This is a genomic window from Pseudonocardia yunnanensis, from assembly GCF_039534065.1.
In the GTDB taxonomy this organism is placed as follows: domain Bacteria; phylum Actinomycetota; class Actinomycetes; order Mycobacteriales; family Pseudonocardiaceae; genus Pseudonocardia; species Pseudonocardia yunnanensis.
Genome location: NZ_BAAAUS010000016.1, coordinates 69,387 through 85,645 on the forward strand (window position 1 = coordinate 69,387; position 16,259 = coordinate 85,645).

The following is a 16,259-nucleotide window of genomic DNA, read 5'->3' on the forward strand; positions in this document are numbered from 1 at the left end:
CTCGGCGAGTCTTCGCCGGATAAGGGTTTGCCTCGCTCGGCTAGCGTCGCTGCTGTCAGTCAGCCCGTTTTCGACGACGTGCCACCGGCACGCAAGAAGAGGCAGCACCGTGGCCAAGGCCGTACTCACCCCGCAGGCGGAGAACTTCCCCGCCTGGTATCAGGACGTCGTTGCTCGCGCCGAGTTGGCCGAGAACGGTCCGGCGCGGGGGACCATGGTGATTCGACCGTGGGGCTACGCGATCTGGGAGCTCATGCAGGCCGACATGGACCGGCGGATCAAGGCGACCGGCGCCCAGAACGCCTCGTTTCCGCTGTTCATCCCTATGAGCTTCCTGGAGAAGGAGAAGCAGCACGTCGAGGGCTTCTCCCCGGAGCTCGCCGTGGTCACCCATGGTGGCGGGGATCAGCTCGCCGAGCCGCTGGTGGTGCGTCCCACCTCCGAGACGGTCATCAACCACTACTTCGCCAAGTGGATCCAGTCCCACCGGGACCTTCCGCTGATGCTCAACCTCTGGAACAACGTGGTCCGGTGGGAGCTGCGGCCACGCCTGTTCCTGCGCACCACCGAGTTCCTGTGGCAGGAGGGGCACACCGCTCATGCCACCTATGAGGACGCGGTCGAGGAAACCGAGCGCATGCTTGAGGTCTACCGGCGGTTCATGGAGGAGTCCTTGGCGATCTCGCTCGTGGTGGGAGAGAAATCGCCCGGTGAGCGCTTCGCCGGTGCCGAGCACACCTTCACCTGCGAGGCGTTGATGCGCGACGGCAAGGCCCTGCAGATGGGGACCAGCCACAACCTCGGCCACAACTTCGCGCGCGCCTTCGACATCCAGTACCTGGACGCGGGCGGCGAGCGTCGCTACGCCGCCACCACCTCGTGGGGAACGTCCACCCGGATGATCGGTGGAATGATCATGGTCCACGGCGACGATCACGGCTTGTGCCTGCCCCCGGCGATCGCGCCGCACCAGGTGGTGGTCATGCAGCTGGATGAGGGGAGCGAGGTCGCCGAGGCGGCCACGCGTGTCGAGGCAGAGTTGCGGGCCGCCGGTGTCCGCGCGCATCTCGACGCCCGCACCCACACCTCGTTCGGACGTCGCTCCGTCGACTGGGAGCTGAAGGGTGTCCCCGTCCGGATCGAGCTGGGTGCGCGGGAGCTTGCCTCCGGCCAGGCCACACTGGTCCGCCGCGACACCCGCAGCAAGAGCTCCGTTCCGCTGGACGGCGCCGCGCGCGCCGCCGCGAGCCTCCTCGACGAGATCCAGCAGGCGCTGTTCGCGGGTTCGCGTGCGTTCCGCGAAGAGCACACCTACCCGGTCACCGACTTCGACGAGTTCACGCAGCGCGTCGGCGACGGAGGGCTGTTCCTCGCCGCCTGGTCCGGCACAGAGGAGTCGGAGCAGGCACTCGGTGAGGCCACCAGCGCCACGATCCGCTGCATCGTCGACGCCGACCCGCCCGCACCCACCTGCCTGATGACGGGCATGCCCGCAAAGCACACGGTGCTCATCGGCCGCGCCTACTGACGTCGACCGCACCCACCTCATGGCCACCGCGCCCATGGCAGAACGTGAGCGCGGTGGCCACCAGATGTGTGCGGTGGCGGTCACGCGGCGGGGGTGTCCACCGCGTTGGTCACCTCGGCCCACGTGTCGAGCTCGTCGAGTCGGGCCTGCAGCGCGGCGCGCATGTCACGGGCCGCGGCGCTGCCGGTGGCCAGGCGCAACGGAGGCTGCTCGGCGTCGACGGCGGCCAGAATGGCGGTGGCGACCCGCTCGGGCGCGTTGAACGCCTCGGCCGGCAGCGCGCCGATCGCCCGCTGTACCTCCCGGACGGTCTGGTCGTAGTCGCTGTCGGTGGCGGCGACGTCGAGGTTGGACAGGAACGCGGTCGCGGTGGGGCCGGGCTCGACGAGGGTGACCTTGATCCCCAGCGGGGCGACCTCGCCGACGAGTGCGTCGGTGAGGCCCTCGACGGCGTACTTGGTGGCGGCGAGCATCCCCACGCCGGGGTGGGCGGTCTGCCCGTAGTACGAGGAGCCCTGCAGCAGGTGACCCGAGCGCTGCTTGCGCAGGACGGGCAGGGTTGCGCGCAGCACGTTGAGCACGCCGAAGACGTTCGTGTCGAAGATCGCGCGGGCCTGGGCGTCGCTGGCTTCCTCGACGGCCCCGAACACGCCGAAGCCGGCGTTGTTGGCGACCACGTCGATCCGGCCGAACCGATCGAGGGTGCGTTGCACCGCCGCGCCCACGGACTCCGCGTCGCGGACGTCGGTGTCGATGAGCAGTACCCGTTCGGCGTGCTCGGTGGCGAGGTCGCTGAACTGCTCGGTGCGGCGGGCCAGCACCGTGACGTTGTCCCCGCGCCCGAGCGCGGCGGTGGTCAGGGCTCGACCGATGCCGGAGGTGGCGCCGGTGATGAACCAGGTGCGGACGGTGGATCGAGTGCCGGTGGCGGCTGCTGTCGAAGTCATGGTTAGGACCGTAAGCGGGTTGCTCGTAACGAACCAGGCATAGTTAGGAGCGTCACTTGTTCAGTTGTAACGGCTAGGCGGTAGCATCGCGGTCTGGTGAGGAGATAACCGTGAAGACCAACAACGATCGCAGCCCGACGGCGCCGCCGCCCTCGGTGGCCCTGGTGTTGGAGTTCGTCAACACCCACGCCGACGCCGGCGGCCGGATCGAACAGTTCGACGACGCGGCCGGGCTACGCGGATGGCTCGACCGGGTCGAGCTCCCCGACGAGCTGCGGGCCGACCGCTGTGACCTGGAGGTGACCGGTGCGGACGCGGCGAGTGCCCGCGAGCTGCGGGACGCACTGGTGACGCTGCTGCTCGCGCACTCCGGGGAAGAAGGCAGCCTCGGCGAGCCGCTCGCCGAGGCCGAGAGCTACCTCCAGCGGGTGGCGAGTCGGTACCCGCTGACGAGCGTGATAGGCGCCGAGGGAGTCACGTTGCAGGCCGAACAGACCGGCGTGCCCGGGGTGCTCGCCTCGGTGCTGGCCGGGATCACCGAGCTCGCCCAATCCGGGGCCTGGTCTCGCGTCAAGGCATGCCGCAACCCGCCGTGTCACTTCGGGTTCTTCGACCGCACCCGCAACTCCTCGGCAGGCTTCTGCAGCCCGGGGTGTGCCTCACAGGCTTCGATGCGCGCCTACCGGCAGCGCAAGAAGAACGCCGCGGCCCGGTAACCGCCCGACCCGCAACACGGCTGTGGCTCAGGCGCCCGCGCCCTGCATCACGCCCGCCGTCAGCTCGGCCGAGCGGAGCCGGTTGTCGATGTCCTGCGAATGGTGCGCGATGATCAGCTCGTCGGCCTGTGTCGACTCGGCGAACTCCTCGAGGAAGCGGCCGACCTGCGGCGCGGTGCCGGCAGCGGTGTACCTCATCATGTTCGCGATCTGCTGCCCGTTGGGCGTCGTCAGAAAGGCGTCGATCTGGGCATCGCTGTAGTCCGGCGTGCCCGGTGCGCGCGAGAGCATCCCCCGCACGCGTGCCCGGCGCACCGTCTCGAACTGCTTCCTGGCGTCGTCCTCGTCGTCAGCGGCGATCACGTTCGCACCGACCATGACGTAGGGCTCGGCGAGCTGCTCCGACGGCTGGAACTCCCGCCGATAGGTGGCGATGGCGTCGAAGAGGGCGTCGGGCGCGAAATGCGAGGCGAAGGCGTACGGCAGGCCCAGTGCGGCAGCGAGCTGGGCTCCGAAGAGCGACGACCCCAGGATGTACAACGGGACGTTCGTCCCGGCCCCGGGCACCGCCTGCACCCCGGGCACGCGTGACTGGCCCTGCAGGTAGCCCTGCAGCTCCACGACGTCCTGGGGGAATCGGTCGGACGACGTCACGTCGCGCCGCATCGCGCGCATGGTCACCTGATCGCTACCCGGAGCACGGCCGAGGCCGAGGTCGATGCGGTCGGGATAGATCGTGGCCAGGGTGCCGAACTGTTCGGCGATCGTCAGCGGAGCGTGGTTCGGCAGCATGACGCCGCCCGCGCCGAGCCGGATCGTGGACGTGTGCGCGGCCACGTACCCGATCAGGACGCTCGTGGCCGACGACGCGATCGTGGGCATGTTGTGGTGCTCGGCGTACCAGACCCGGCGGTAGCCCAGCCGCTCAGCGGCCTGGGCCAGCCTCACGCTCCCCTCGAAGCTCTCCCGCGCCGTATGCCCGGGCGCAACGGGTGCAAGGTCGAGGATGGAGAGCGTCACGGGCATCAGTCGGGCCTTCGATTCGTCGGGAGCGGGGAGAACTCGGATGAGTCGCTTATCAATGAGTAACCCGTGAGAAGCGGGGTTCGTTCCCGTCCGTGCTCCGCTCAGGCTCTGCAGGTCAGGGGCTTCCCACCGTTGTAGGTGACCATGTCGCCAAGAGCGGCGACGACGTCGATCGGCGCGCCGCGCTCCACCCCCGCGAGTTCGGCGTAGGCGCGATGCAGGTTGCCGACGATCCGCTCCGCGTCCGGCCAGTCGGCGAACCGGCCGAGGTCGGTGTCCTGTGCCGCTCGGAGGGGGGTGGCGCCTGCGGCCCGGCCGCGCTCGGCGACGTCGAGCACGAACCGCAGGTAGTCGAGCGTGGCGTCGAGCGGTGCCCGGTCGTGGAAGACGGGACCGTGACCGGGGATCGTCGTGGTGGCACCGAGCGGGTCGACGACGGTCTCCAGGACGTCGATCGCGCCGGCCACCGAGCCCATGAGCAGGAACGGCGTGCCGCCGTTGAAGATCAGGTCGCCGCAGAACAGCGTGGAGCGCTCGGGGAACCAGACCAGCGAGTCGTTGGTGGTGTGCGCGGGCGTGCCGACATGCCGGACTTCCGCGCGCAGGTCGCCGACGTGCAGCGTGACGCCCTCGGTGAAGGTGAGGAACGGTGGATCGAGCGGCAACGAGCCCCAGTCGGGGTTCTCCCAGAACGGCAGCTCACGGGGCGGGCCGAACGCGATCATCTCCTCGCGGGCGCGCTCGTGCGCGACGATCGTGGCGGAGCCGAACAGTGCGTTGCCCCAGGTGTGGTCGCCATGGTGGTGGGTGTTGACCAGCGTGCGGACGGGCGCCGAGGTCACCGAGGAGATGGTGTCGACGAGCGCGCGCGTGCGGCGTTCGGTGGAGCAGGAGTCGACCGCGACCACGCCCTGCGGGCCCACTGCGAACCCCGTGTTGTTGATCCACCAGGTGCCGTCGGGCTGGACGTAGGCGTAGATCCCGTCCGACACCTCCTGCAACTGCGGCGGGGCGGGGACGGTGATGTCGTGCGTCTGGGAGCTCACGTGCTCTCCTTCCGGAGCGGGTGGACGGGTGCTCCCTCGACCACCGCGGCGTCGATCGCGCCGAGCCCGCCGACCTCGAGTCGGACGCGATCGCCCGGCACGAGGTAGGGGTAGGCGTCGGCGCCGTGCACGCGGGAGAGCTCGAGAATGCAACCGGTGCCGACCGTACCGCTGCCGATCAGGTCGCCGGGCACCACGCGCGTGCCACGCGAGGCATAGGCGATCATCTCGCCGAAGGTCCAGTACAGGGCGTCGAGACTGCCGGCGCTGTAGGGCTTCCCGTTGACCGATGCGGTCATCTCGGCGGCTGCGGGAAGTTCGTCCGGGGTGAGCATCCAGGGCCCGCAGCTCGACGCCGAGTCCTTGCCCTTCGCCGGCCCGAGGTTCAGCTTCATCTCCTCGCCCTGCAGGTCGCGGGCGCTCCAGTCGCAGAAGAGCACGTACCCCGCGATGTGCTGGGCGGCGGCGTCCGGCGTGAGGTCCGAACCCTCCCGGCCGATGACGGCGGCCACCTCCAGCTCGTAGTCGAAAGCACAGCTGCCGGGTGAGATCGCGACGGGGTCGTGGGCGCCGCGCAGAGCGGCCGGGTTGGTGAAGTAGAAGACGGGCTGGGAGTACCAGAGCGGGTCGACCTGCAGGCCGATCGCGGCGCTGGCCGTGACGACGTGTTCCTCGAACGCCATGAAGTCGCGGATCGACGGCGGACGCGGGACGGGCGGCAGCAGCGTGACTGTCGCGGGATCGACGCCCGGCTCCCGTAGCGCTGCCTCTGCGGCCTCACGGAGCCGAGTGCCGTCGTCGCCGAGCAGCTCGACGAGGCTCGTGCCCGTCGGCACGGGATGTAGGCGGTCCGCGTGCCAGACGGCGGTTCGGACGACGCCGTCGGCCCCGGCGTAGCTGCTCCAGCGCATCGGGTGCTCCTCGAAGTCGGGATCATGGTGTGGCGTCATGCAAATTGCCACAAGCGTCAGCAAAGTGTCCAGAGGGTCTCTGACTACTCGAAGTGCCTCTGGCAAAATCTCGTCCTTCGGTCATACTGAGGAAGTGAATAGACCGTGCACTGTATCGGCGGTGTCGTGATGGAGACGCTCGTCGACGAAATCGGCCCCGATATCTACCGACTTTCCACCTACGTCGATCAGGCAAACCTCGTATTCAACCAGTACCTGCTGGTCGCCGAGGAGCCGCTGCTGTTCCATTGCGGAGCCCGGCAGCTCTTTCCGCTGGTCCGCTCGGCGGTCGATCGCGTGATCCCGGCCGAGAGTCTGCGGTGGATCAGCTTCGGTCATGTCGAGTCCGACGAATGCGGTTCGATGAACGAGTGGCTGGCGGTGGCGCCCCACGCCGAGGTCATGTACGGGCCTCTCGGCGTCATGTTGTCGCTCAACGATCTCGCCGACAGGCCACCGCGTGTCGTGGCCGACGGCGAGTCGGTCGACCTGGGCGGCAAGAGCGTCAGATGGATCGACACATCGCACGTGCCCCATGGCTGGGAGGCGGGCATCCTGTTCGAGGAACGCAGCGAAACCCTCTTGTGCGGCGATCTCTTCACGGCTTCCGGCAGGCATTCGGCGTTGTCCGATTCGGACATCGTCGAACCTGCGATGGCTGCCGAGGCGAAGTACCACTACACGGCCCTCACCCCGAATACCGCGCCGACCGTCCGACGACTCGCCGACATGGCGCCGTCGACGCTGGCGCTCATGCACGGCCCGGCCTTCTCCGGTGATGCCCCCGGGGCGTTGATGGGGCTGGCGCAGTTCTACGACGAGGAGCTGCACGCTGCGATCGACAGAGCCGGCTGATCAGCCTGGCGGGGTCAGTGCGCGTGTGGGTGGTCGTGACCGCTGGGGCGCTGGGCCAGCGTGTGCGCGCGTGTGGTGACGGCGTCGGCGTGCACGGTGCCGGAGTCGGCGAGTACGTCCTCGAGTGCGGCGAGCCAGTGCTGGTAGTAGCTCCACTGCTTGTCCTCGGCAGGCACGGCCTCCCAGGCGGCGATGTGGGCGATCAGCGCCGACCGGAACCGCGGCCAGGTGAACAGGCCTGCCTGGTGGAGGCTGACGGCCATGCCGAAGGCGCGACTCTCCCACGGTTCGCTGAAGACCAGTTCGCCGTTGGCGCGCGGTGGCGCGGCGGGGCCGTCGACGTCCAGCGGGGCGCTCACGGCGCTTCCACCTTGGCGACGCCGACCATGGCGTCCCGCGTGACGAGCCGGGCGAGCTGTTCCTCGGAGAGGTTCTCGGTGCCGGCAGGTCGTTCGGGCAATACCAGCCAGCGCACCTCGCTGCTGGAGTCGTGGACGGTGATCTGGACGTCGTCGGCGAGGTCGAGGCCCATCTCCGAGAGCACGGTGCGCGGTTCCTTGACGACGCGTGCGCGGTAGGCGGGGTCCTTGTACCAGCTCGGGGGCAGGCCGAGCACCGACCAGGGGTAGCAGGAGCAGAGCGTGCAGACCACGACGTTGTGGATGGTCGGAGTGTTCTCGACGACGACGATGTGCTCGCCCTGGCGTCCGATGAAGCCGAGTTCGTCGATGGCGGCGGTGCTGTCGTCGAGCAGCCGCTGGCGGTAGACCGGGTCGGTCCAGGCCTTCGCGACGACCTTGGCCCCGTTGAGCGGGCCGATGTTGACCTCGTACTCGGTGATGAGACCGTCCATCACGGCCGGGTCGATCAGGCCGCGTTCGGTGAGCAGTTGCTCGAGGGCCTCGGTGCGCAGCGCCGCGGGAACGGGCGCGGTGGTTCCGGTGGTCATGTGGTCTTCTCCAGATAGCTTTCGAAGAGCTCGATGGTGACGTCGAAGGGTTCGGCGTCGTCGCCCCACAACTCGTGGGAGTCGAACCGCACCGTGTAGACGTACTGGGGGTTCTCGCCTCTGAAGTGCGCGTGTGTGTCGGGCAGTAGTGCGCTGGGCTGGATGAGCTGGACGGTTCCGGTGTGCCCGCGGACGTAGCCGGCCAGGCGGGTGTGGCCGGCGGGTGAGATGTTCTTGGCGCGCACCCGCTCACCCACCGCGAAGGCCGGTGGAGTGTCCACGGGGCGCAGCGAGCCCGGGGCCGTGGGTGTGTAGTCGGGTTTGGCGGGCCGGGGGATCGGCGGTTCCTCGACGTGTTCGCCGCGAAGGTTGCGAGCGCGGGCGTCGATCGCGCCCGGCGCAAGGATCGCACTGTCGGTGAGCATCAACTCTGCGGCGTTGAGCCAGCGACCGAAGTAGCCCTGGTCAAGGTAGGCGGAGCGGTTCAGACGCTCGACCGCGTGCCGGAACGCGTCGACGTTGAATCCGGACACCCCCTGTGACAGCAGCGCCAATGCGAACGCCCTGCCCTGCCAGGGCTCGGCGAAGACCGGCTCGTCACGGCCGGGCGGATGAGTCGGCCCCCAGCCCGGGGTGCCCCCCATGTCGGCAATTCCGTCCATAACGCCACCTCTCGACATTTTTGTGAGCCGATGGAATTCACGAGCAGATTCCGTGATATCGAGCGCGTCGGTCATTGTCGCGCAGGCAGGGGGTGAACGCAGGGCGCCTCGTCATGGTCGGCAGGCTCCGGCCGTGAGGGTGGGTTCGTTCACGATGCTGCTGTCGGTCGCGGAGAACCTGTCGGCCCCCCAGATCAGCAGCGCCGCTGCGCTGAGGCCTGCGCCCAGAATGCAGACAGCGGTCCAGCCCCATGCGCTGTAGGCGATGGTTGCCGCGATCGCGCCGCCGCCCGTACCGATGGAGTAATAGACCATGTAACTGCCGATGAGGCGGCTGCTGGAGTTGGGGTCGATCTCCACGATCACGTGTTGGTTGGTGACGTGGATGGCCTGTCCTGCCAGGTCGATGACGACGATTCCGACGATCAGCAGGATCAGGGAGGTCGGAAGCCAGGCGATCAGTGCCCAGGAAGCGAGGAACAGGACGAGGGAGACACCGGTGACCCACTGCGCCAGTCCACGGTCGGCCAAGGTGCCCGCGCGTGCAGCCCCGACTGCTCCCGCGGCGCCGACGAGACCGAACAGGCCCACCTCGGTGGTGGACAGGTTCAACGGGGCCGCCGTCAGCGGTAGCGCCATCGAGCCCCAGAGGGCGCCGAAGCCGCCGAACATGAACAGCGTGATCAGGCTGCGGACGCGGAACACGCGCTCGCGCGCCGTCAGCGTGAACACCGACGTGATCAACCGGTGGTAGGAGATCGGGCTCTTGGTGGTGATCTCCGGTGGCAACTTGCGGGCCACGACGAGCGCGACGGCGAGCATGAGGAGCGCCGAGACCACGTAGACCGAGCGCCAGCCGAAGGGATCGGCGAGCAGCCCGGACACGGTACGGGCGAGCAGGATGCCGATGACGACACCGCTGGTCACGATCCCGACGATGCGGCCCCGGGTCTCAGGGCTGGTCAGCACGGCTGCGTAGGCGACGACGACCTGCACCACGACGGACGCCACCCCGACGATGCCGCTGGCGACGAAGAGCATGGGTGAGCCGGGTGACACCGCCACGGCGACCAGGGCCGCCGCCGCGAACGCGCACTGCGCGACGATGAGCACGCGCCGGTTCATCAGGTCACCGAGCGGCACGATCAGGATCAGACCCAGCAGGTAGCCGACCTGGGTCACCGTCGTGACCAGCCCCAGTCCCGCCGGCCCCACTTCGAGGTCGCGCCCGATCTGATCCAGCAGTGGCTGGGCGTAGTAGACGTTGGCCACGGCCACCCCACATGCCACGGCAAGCAGGACCGCGAGCCCGGTGCTGACCCCGGGTGGTGACTGGCTCGTGGTTGCCGGGGCGCTGGGTGGACTCATGGATCTCCCTCGTGCCTGACCTGGCCGGGATGAGCAGATCGTCACGACCGTCCAAGTGGTAGTAAACTGAAACCAGGCTAGGCCAAGGTGGTTTTGATTCGCAACCAGACTGTGCAGGAGGGCCACCCGGTGAGCGCGAAGACGTGGACGAGCCCGGGGTGTCCGGTGGCGCGGGCGGTCGACATCGTGGGCGACAAGTGGTCGCTGTTGATCATCCGTGACGCCTTCGACGGGATCCGGCGCTTCAGCCAGTTCCAGCGCAACCTGGGAGTGGCGAGGAACATCCTCAGCGGGCGTCTGCAGAACCTGGTGGAGGCCGGTGTGCTGAGCGTGCAGCCGGCGTCCGATGGCAGCAGCTACCGGGAGTACGTGCTGACCGAGAAGGGGCAGGATCTGTTCGATCTCGTGATCAGCCTGCGTCAGTGGGGTCAGGACCACGCCTACGAGCCCGGGGAGCAGCACGCCCGGCTGGTCGACAGATCGACCGACGAGCCGGTGCCGAGGCTCGTCTACACCGCACCCGACGGCTCCCGGGTGCGTGCGGGCGACACGCGGGTGCGCAAAGCCGGCGAATGAGACTCGGAACCGGGCGACTGCGCCGGGCTCCGTTCAGGCCGCCTGTGTGGGTGTCCATTGGTCGGCGCCGAAGACCTCGTAGCGGATCTGTTCGGTGGGCAGGCCGCGTTGGCGCAGGTTGGTGCGGATGGCCTGCATGAAGGGAACGGGCCCGCAGAGGTAGGCCTCGGTGTCGGGGTGCAGAGGGATGGCATCGGCCTCGACGTGGCCGGTGTGGAGCTCGATGCCTTCTGGGGTGGCGTCGTTGCTGGTGGGGTGCGCGTACCAGACGAGGTGGCGGAAGGACCGCAGGCGGGCGCCGCTGCTGATGATGTCGTTGCGCAGAGGGTGGCGGGTGGCGTCATTCTCGGCGTGGACGGCGATGACGTCGCGGGTGGGCTGGGTGCGGGCGATGTGGTCGAGGATGGCGGCGATGGGGGTGATGCCGACGCCGGCGCTGATGAGGACGAGGGGGTTGGTGCCCGGGCGCAGGGTGAGGTCGCCGTAGGGGGCGCTGAGGAGCAGCTGGTCGCCTTCGCGAACGTGGTCGTGCAGGTGGGTGGAGACCAGGCCCTCGGGCGTGTCGGGGGCGGTGGCGCGGGCGCGGCGGACGGTGATGCGCAGGGCCCCGCCCGAGGGGGCTTGGGACAGTGAGTACTGGCGCAGCTGGCGCCCGATACCGGGCAGCTCGACCGCCACGGTCACGTACTGGCCGGGAGTGAAGGCCGGTGCGGGGTGGTCGTCGGCGGGGGTGAGGACGAAGGAGACGGTGTCGTCGGCTTCGTTGCGGCGGTGAGCGACGGTGAACTCGCGCCAGGGCTCGTCGGAGGTGACACCGGCTTCGGCGTAGAGGCGTGCTTCGCGTCCGATGAGGCGGACGGCGAACAGCCAGTACAGCTCGTCCCAGGCCGCGGCGATGTCGGGGGTGACGGCGTCGCCGAGGACGGTGGCGACGGCATTCAGGAGGTATTTGCCGACGATGGTGTATTGCTCGGGGCGGATGCCCAGGGAGGCGTGGCGGTGGGCGATCCGTTCGACCATGACGTCGATGGGCAGGCCTGCGCCGGCGCCGACCTGGGTGGCGGCGAATGCGGCGACGGCGCCGGCGAGGGCTTGGCGTTGGGCGCCGGTGGCTTGGGCACTGCGGGAGAACACCTCGAGCAGTTCGGGTCGTTCGGTGAGCATGGTGTCGTAGAAGACACCGGTGATGGTCTCCAAGTGCTGCTGGACCACGGGCAGGGTGGCCCGGACGATCTCTTCGTTGGCAGGGGACAACATGACTTCCTCCATGAGAGCGCAGGGGTGATCACCGGTTCGCCTCGGGTGTCCGGCGGACCGTTCTGGAACGAGAAGAGGGGTTAGTCGTGGGGGATCAGGTCGGCGATGCAGATCCCGGGTCGGGCGAAGGGCGTGAGCGTGGTGGTGAGGCCGCCGTCGGTGGCGCCCTCGACGGTGGCGTCGAGCAAGCCGCGGTGCACGCCGCAGACCACGCCGGGGTGGCGGCGGGCGACGTCGAGGAACGGGCAGGCGTGTAGTTCGATCCGGCTGCCGGTGGTGGCAGGGACGGCGACGGGTTCGAAGCCCAGTTCGGTGAACAGTGCCACCGCCCGATCCGTCGCCACCGACAACGCCGACGACGACACCGCCGGAGAGGCTGCAGCAGGGGTCGGAGGGTCGGGCACCTCGGGAGCAGCGGGGCCGGCCGCTGTTGTGGCCCACGCGCGTCCGGCCTGCTCCGGGAGGGTGTTGTGCCCGCCCTCCTGCTCTAGTCGTCCGGCCAGGATCTCGGCGAGCAACTGGTAGCCACCGGCCTGCACGCCCGGGGTGACGCTCGCGTACAGCGCCTGCGGGCGTCCCGGGCCCGGGCGGGTCCCGGTGCGCTGCTGGACGAATCCGGCCTCGATCAACACGTTGAGGTGGAACCGGACCGTGTTGACGTGCAGACCGCTGCGTCGGGCCAGCTCCCGTGCGTCCAGCGGGGTCTCGGACTCCCGCAGCACCGCCAGCAACTGGCGCCGGCTGGCCACCGCGAGCGCGTCATGGGCCGTCGGCGGGGCTGGGGGCGTCTGCTCGTTCACGATCTTGAATATAGACGATGGTGGTCGTCTAAACCCTGTGAGGACGGCAACAGCGTCTGCCGAGCGGCTGCGAGGATGTGACCGTGCGCATGTTCGTCGCACTGACGCCGTCGGCCGACGCGGTCACCGAGTTGTGGACCGCGAGCGAGGCCCTGCGCGCTGAGCAGCCGGGGCTGCGATGGGCCCTCCCGGACCAGTGGCACCTCACCCTGGCATTCCTCGGTGAGGTCGGAGAAGTGGCGACGACGGACCTGGCGGAGCGGTTGGGGCGTGTCGCCGCTCGACACCCTCCGCTCGTGTTGTCACTGAGCGGTGCTGGACGTTTCGGGAATCGGGTCCTGTGGATCAGGGTGCGGGGTGACACCGATCGGCTGCGCTGTCTGGCCGCATCCGTGCGGGCGTCGGCCCGGCGTGCTCGATTGTCCGTCGAGGACCGGCCGTATCGGCCACACCTTACGCTGGCCCGGGCGCGGGACGGGGCTGACCTGCAGCCCGCCGTTGCGGCGCTGGGTGGGTTCGAGGGCCGGGCGTGGACCGTCGAGGAGTTGCATCTGGTGTGCAGCCACCTGGGCGCCGGACCGGGCGGCACGGCGCGGCACGAGACCCACGCATCCTGGCCTCTGCAGGGGCGCTGACGCGACGCTCGAAGCCCTCAGCGGGACGCCAGGTCGGTCATCGACCTGCGCATCGTCATGCGTCGTCCGGGCGTCCGGCCGCTGCCTCGGCCTCTCCAGCGCCGCCGCGGGATGCGCTGCGCGCCGACAACGCCAGTTCGTCCCGCAGCGGATCATTGGTCGCGGAGGCACCGCGGCGGGAGGCCGTGACGAAGTAGGCGATGACGAGCAGTACGAAGAACGGAATCCCGACCTTCCAGGCGATCTGCAGGCCGTCGATGAACGCGGTGGAGACGAGTACCGCGCCGAGGAACAGGAACGCGAGGCCGGTGGTGACGGGCGCTCCCCACATGCGAGCGGGGGAGTCAGGTAGTCCGTGCTGTCGGCGCAGCAGCCGGAACCGCGCGTGGGACGCCAGGATCATCATCCATACGACCAACGCACCGAACACCGATATGCCGAAGAGGGCGATGTAGGCGTCGTCTCCCTCGTTGACCGAGATCGCGGCGGCGATCGCGAGGCCGGCCGTGGACAGCACCAGGGCGTTTCGAGGCGCTCCCGATCGGCTGACCTTTCCGAGCGCGGCGGGTGCGTAGCCGTGCCCGGCCAGGCTGTGCAGCATGCGTGTCGTGAGATAGAGGTTGGTGTTGGCGCTCGACAATGCGGCGGTCAGGATCACGAAGTTCATCAGCGAGGCGCCGCCGGGCACCTGGGCGGCGTCGAGTACCCGGACGAACGGGCTGGCGTCGAGACTGCCGCCCTGCGCTGTCTGTGACCACGGCGCGATGGTCAGCACGACGGCGATGGCGAGTACGTAGAAGATGGCGAGCCGGACCACCATCTGACGGGCGGCTCGCGGGACGTCCCGGGTCGGGTTCTCCGCCTCGGCCGCGGTGACGGACACGACCTCGGTGCCGATGAAGCTGAAGACGACGAACACCATCGCGAGGAAGACCCCGCTGAGGCCCATCGGGAAGAACCCGCCGTCGGACGTGAGGTTGTCCACCCCGGTCGCGGGCGCACCCGGCAGCCCGACGGTGATGAGCAGGATGCCGAGCAGGATGAACACGACGATCGCCGAGACCTTGATCATCGACAGCCAGTACTCGAACTCACCGAAGAAGCGCACGGTGGCGGCGTTGACGACGATCAGCGCTACGGAGAACACGACGACGGCGAGCCACAGGGGCACCGTCGGCCACCAGTACTGCACGTAGATCCCGGCGGCGATCACCTCACCGCCCACGGCGATCACCTGAATCGTCCAGTACGTCCAGCGGGTGACGAAGCCGGCCCATCGCCCCAGGTAGGAATGCGCGATGGTGCCGAAAGCCCCGGCCGTGGGGTGCACCGTGACCATCTCGGCCAACGCCCAGGCGATCACCAGCGCAACCAGCGCCACGACGATGAAGGCAATGATCGTCGCTGGTCCCGCCTGCGAGATCGCCAGTGCGGACCCGAGGAAGAGGCCCGTGCCGATCGCTCCTCCGAGCCCGATCATCGTCAGTTGCCGCCCGGTCAGCCGACGATGCAACTGGTGCTCGGTAGCGCCCGTCGTGACGCCGTCGGGCTCAGCCATTGCGTCCTGTTTCCACGGCCGGGCCGTCGTGGACGCGAAGCCGCGGTCGACCGGGAGGCGGTCGGTGTGTGCCGGCCTCGTCGTCCGGTGATCCGTGGTGCGCGGTCGCGGTCATCCGGCTTCTCCTCGCCACCGGGTATGCGGCCCGGCCACCCCACGGACCTTAAGGACGGGTTCAATGAAGGTCAACAATCTTCAAGGGCGTTGACAGTGACAGACGTGGGGCACGCTGTTGATGACGCTCGCGGGCCGACCGGGGGTCGCTTCGGCCCCGTCGGTGCATGAGCCGGATGCGTCGCTCCGCCGGGAAGAAATGGCCTGCGGGATACACAACGTCACCGCGGTGAGCCGGTCCGCGCCATTCGAGTGCGGGGCGGGTCGACCGAACGCGGAATTCGGTCTCGGTCGGTGCCATCGGTGCCGGGTGGCGGTGGATGTCGGCGCCAACGGGTGAATACATCGAAGATCTGTCGATTCTCAGGGTCCTTTCAGTTCTCAGCTTCCATTCAGGAGTTCTTCAATACCGTCCCCGGCCATGTCCACTGCACTCATCACAGGTGGCAATACCGGGCTCGGCGCAGCGTTCGCTCAGCGCCTGGCGGCCCAGGGCCACAATCTCGTCCTGGTCGCGCGGAACCGAGAGCGGCTGGACGGCGTGGCGGGCCGAATCCGCGCCGAACACCGGGTCGAGGTCGAAGTGCTGTCGATGGATCTGGCGGTGCCGGCCGAGCGCGCGATCGTGGAGAGGAGGTTGAACGGATCAGTGGGTGGCCCGGTGGATATTCTGGTCAACAATGCCGGTGTGAGCACCCACGAATTGTTCGACCGCGCCTCTCCCGCTGGGCTCCAATCCGAGATCGACGTCAACATCACCGCGGTACTGCAGCTGACCCGCGCCGCGCTACCCGGCATGCTCGGCCGTGGCCAGGGCATTGTCATCAACGTCGGCAGTTTCGCGGGCTACCTGGGCAACCCCGGTTCGGCCTACAGCGCCAGCAAGGCGTGGGTCATGAGCTTCACGGATTCCGTTGCCGCATCGCTGGTCGGTACCGGCGTGCAGGCGATTGCGATCTGCGCAGGTCGGATGCGCACCGGCCGGCACATCCGGGCGGGACGGCCGGTCGGATCCGCGAAGTCGCCGCTGTGGTTGGAGCCGGCTGACGTCGTCGACCGCTGCCTGAGCGACTTGCGAAAGCAACGGTCGCTCAGTGTCCCGGGCACGACGTATCGCACCGCTGTGAACCTGCTCGAGCTACCGCGCCGGTCCCTGCGGACGGTGGCCCGGCTCGCCGGCCACAGTCGTGAGCAGCAGGCGATCCGAGTGCGCGCGCCGAAGGAGCCGGAGTCGCCGACCGTGATCTCGCCGTCCGTGCCTCGGTGACCCGT

17 protein-coding genes are annotated in these 16,259 nt (G+C 68.9%); 6 read left to right on the top strand and 11 right to left on the bottom strand.

Features of this window, described 5'->3' with window-relative positions:
* Positions 1–109: 109 nt before the first annotated feature.
* Positions 110–1,528, top strand: a complete 1,419-nt coding sequence (gene proS, locus ABD743_RS16325) for a proline--tRNA ligase (protein WP_344722932.1) — start codon at positions 110–112, stop codon at positions 1,526–1,528.
* A gap of 80 nt (positions 1,529–1,608) precedes the next feature.
* Here the strand turns inward: proS and ABD743_RS16330 are convergent, their stop codons facing one another.
* Positions 1,609–2,475 carry an SDR family NAD(P)-dependent oxidoreductase gene (locus ABD743_RS16330; RefSeq protein ID WP_344722933.1) on the bottom strand — a complete coding sequence of 289 codons (867 nt, stop codon included), beginning with the start codon at positions 2,473–2,475 and terminating at the stop codon, positions 1,609–1,611.
* 110 nt (positions 2,476–2,585) lie between these two features.
* Between ABD743_RS16330 and ABD743_RS16335 the strand changes: the two genes are divergently transcribed.
* A complete protein-coding gene (locus ABD743_RS16335) occupies positions 2,586–3,191 on the top strand; it encodes a CGNR zinc finger domain-containing protein (protein ID WP_344722934.1) in 606 nt (201 codons plus the stop codon).
* A 27-nt stretch (positions 3,192–3,218) separates the two neighbouring features.
* Here ABD743_RS16335 and ABD743_RS16340 read toward each other — a convergent pair whose 3' ends face one another.
* The 3 genes from ABD743_RS16340 to ABD743_RS16350 form a co-directional block, all read right to left on the bottom strand.
* The gene (locus ABD743_RS16340; RefSeq protein WP_344722935.1) at positions 3,219–4,217 is read right to left on the bottom strand and encodes an LLM class flavin-dependent oxidoreductase; all 999 of its coding nucleotides are present in this window, start codon (positions 4,215–4,217) and stop codon (positions 3,219–3,221) included.
* A gap of 101 nt (positions 4,218–4,318) precedes the next feature.
* The gene (locus ABD743_RS16345) at positions 4,319–5,263 is read right to left on the bottom strand and encodes an MBL fold metallo-hydrolase (RefSeq protein WP_344722936.1); all 945 of its coding nucleotides are present in this window, start codon (positions 5,261–5,263) and stop codon (positions 4,319–4,321) included.
* Positions 5,260–6,174 carry a fumarylacetoacetate hydrolase family protein gene (locus tag ABD743_RS16350; protein WP_344722937.1) on the bottom strand — a complete coding sequence of 305 codons (915 nt, stop codon included), beginning with the start codon at positions 6,172–6,174 and terminating at the stop codon, positions 5,260–5,262. Before ABD743_RS16350 ends, ABD743_RS16345 begins: the two co-directional genes overlap by 4 nt.
* Positions 6,175–6,342: 168 nt before the next feature.
* Here ABD743_RS16350 and ABD743_RS16355 point away from each other — a divergent pair, with 168 nt between their 5' ends.
* Positions 6,343–7,068: an oxygen-binding di-iron domain-containing protein gene (locus ABD743_RS16355; RefSeq protein WP_344722938.1), complete on the top strand. Its 726-nt coding sequence runs from the start codon at positions 6,343–6,345 to the stop codon at positions 7,066–7,068.
* Between the two features lie 14 nt (positions 7,069–7,082).
* Here the strand turns inward: ABD743_RS16355 and ABD743_RS16360 are convergent, their stop codons facing one another.
* The 4 genes from ABD743_RS16360 to ABD743_RS16375 all read right to left on the bottom strand — a co-directional run bounded on the left by ABD743_RS16360 (position 7,083) and on the right by ABD743_RS16375 (position 10,047).
* Positions 7,083–7,427, bottom strand: coding sequence for a nitrile hydratase accessory protein (locus tag ABD743_RS16360; RefSeq protein WP_344722939.1), 345 nt, complete (start codon positions 7,425–7,427; stop codon positions 7,083–7,085).
* Positions 7,424–8,017 carry a nitrile hydratase subunit alpha gene (gene nthA / locus ABD743_RS16365; RefSeq protein ID WP_344722940.1) on the bottom strand — a complete coding sequence of 198 codons (594 nt, stop codon included), beginning with the start codon at positions 8,015–8,017 and terminating at the stop codon, positions 7,424–7,426. Before nthA ends, ABD743_RS16360 begins: the two co-directional genes overlap by 4 nt.
* The gene (gene nthB / locus ABD743_RS16370; protein WP_344722941.1) at positions 8,014–8,679 is read right to left on the bottom strand and encodes a nitrile hydratase subunit beta; all 666 of its coding nucleotides are present in this window, start codon (positions 8,677–8,679) and stop codon (positions 8,014–8,016) included. The genes nthA and nthB overlap by 4 nt, the downstream gene beginning before the upstream one ends.
* A gap of 111 nt (positions 8,680–8,790) precedes the next feature.
* Entirely contained in the window at positions 8,791–10,047 is a 1,257-nt protein-coding gene (locus ABD743_RS16375) for an MFS transporter (RefSeq protein ID WP_344722942.1), read from the bottom strand.
* Positions 10,048–10,176: 129 nt separating this feature from the next.
* Here ABD743_RS16375 and ABD743_RS16380 point away from each other — a divergent pair, with 129 nt between their 5' ends.
* Positions 10,177–10,623, top strand: a complete 447-nt coding sequence (locus tag ABD743_RS16380) for a winged helix-turn-helix transcriptional regulator (protein ID WP_344722943.1) — start codon at positions 10,177–10,179, stop codon at positions 10,621–10,623.
* Positions 10,624–10,656: 33 nt separating this feature from the next.
* Here ABD743_RS16380 and ABD743_RS16385 read toward each other — a convergent pair whose 3' ends face one another.
* Positions 10,657–11,880, bottom strand: a complete 1,224-nt coding sequence (locus ABD743_RS16385) for a globin domain-containing protein (RefSeq protein WP_344722944.1) — start codon at positions 11,878–11,880, stop codon at positions 10,657–10,659.
* An 80-nt stretch (positions 11,881–11,960) separates the two neighbouring features.
* On the bottom strand, positions 11,961–12,680 hold the full coding sequence (locus tag ABD743_RS16390) for a helix-turn-helix transcriptional regulator (RefSeq protein ID WP_344722945.1): 720 nt from the start codon (positions 12,678–12,680) through the stop codon (positions 11,961–11,963).
* 89 nt (positions 12,681–12,769) lie between these two features.
* Here ABD743_RS16390 and thpR point away from each other — a divergent pair, with 89 nt between their 5' ends.
* On the top strand, positions 12,770–13,315 hold the full coding sequence (gene thpR, locus ABD743_RS16395) for an RNA 2',3'-cyclic phosphodiesterase (protein ID WP_344722995.1): 546 nt from the start codon (positions 12,770–12,772) through the stop codon (positions 13,313–13,315).
* A 55-nt stretch (positions 13,316–13,370) separates the two neighbouring features.
* Here the strand turns inward: thpR and ABD743_RS16400 are convergent, their stop codons facing one another.
* Positions 13,371–14,873 (bottom strand): amino acid permease, encoded by a 1,503-nt coding sequence (locus ABD743_RS16400; protein WP_344722946.1) that lies wholly within the window; start codon positions 14,871–14,873, stop codon positions 13,371–13,373.
* A 535-nt stretch (positions 14,874–15,408) separates the two neighbouring features.
* Here ABD743_RS16400 and ABD743_RS16405 point away from each other — a divergent pair.
* On the top strand, positions 15,409–16,254 hold the full coding sequence (locus ABD743_RS16405) for an SDR family NAD(P)-dependent oxidoreductase (protein ID WP_344722947.1): 846 nt from the start codon (positions 15,409–15,411) through the stop codon (positions 16,252–16,254).
* The last annotated feature ends 5 nt before the right edge of the window (positions 16,255–16,259 follow it).

Coding starts and splice junctions, on each gene's coding strand:
- ABD743_RS16400 (WP_344722946.1), bottom strand. CDS start 14,873: ATGGCTGAGCCCGACGGCGTCACGACGGGCGCTACCGAGCACCAGTTG.
- ABD743_RS16355 (WP_344722938.1), top strand. CDS start 6,343: ATGGAGACGCTCGTCGACGAAATCGGCCCCGATATCTACCGACTTTCC.
- ABD743_RS16340 (WP_344722935.1), bottom strand. CDS start 4,217: ATGCCCGTGACGCTCTCCATCCTCGACCTTGCACCCGTTGCGCCCGGG.
- ABD743_RS16375 (WP_344722942.1), bottom strand. CDS start 10,047: ATGAGTCCACCCAGCGCCCCGGCAACCACGAGCCAGTCACCACCCGGG.
- nthA (WP_344722940.1), bottom strand. CDS start 8,017: ATGACCACCGGAACCACCGCGCCCGTTCCCGCGGCGCTGCGCACCGAG.
- nthB (WP_344722941.1), bottom strand. CDS start 8,679: ATGGACGGAATTGCCGACATGGGGGGCACCCCGGGCTGGGGGCCGACT.
- ABD743_RS16385 (WP_344722944.1), bottom strand. CDS start 11,880: ATGTTGTCCCCTGCCAACGAAGAGATCGTCCGGGCCACCCTGCCCGTG.
- ABD743_RS16405 (WP_344722947.1), top strand. CDS start 15,409: ATGTCCACTGCACTCATCACAGGTGGCAATACCGGGCTCGGCGCAGCG.
- ABD743_RS16350 (WP_344722937.1), bottom strand. CDS start 6,174: ATGCGCTGGAGCAGCTACGCCGGGGCCGACGGCGTCGTCCGAACCGCC.
- ABD743_RS16330 (WP_344722933.1), bottom strand. CDS start 2,475: ATGACTTCGACAGCAGCCGCCACCGGCACTCGATCCACCGTCCGCACC.
- thpR (WP_344722995.1), top strand. CDS start 12,770: ATGTTCGTCGCACTGACGCCGTCGGCCGACGCGGTCACCGAGTTGTGG.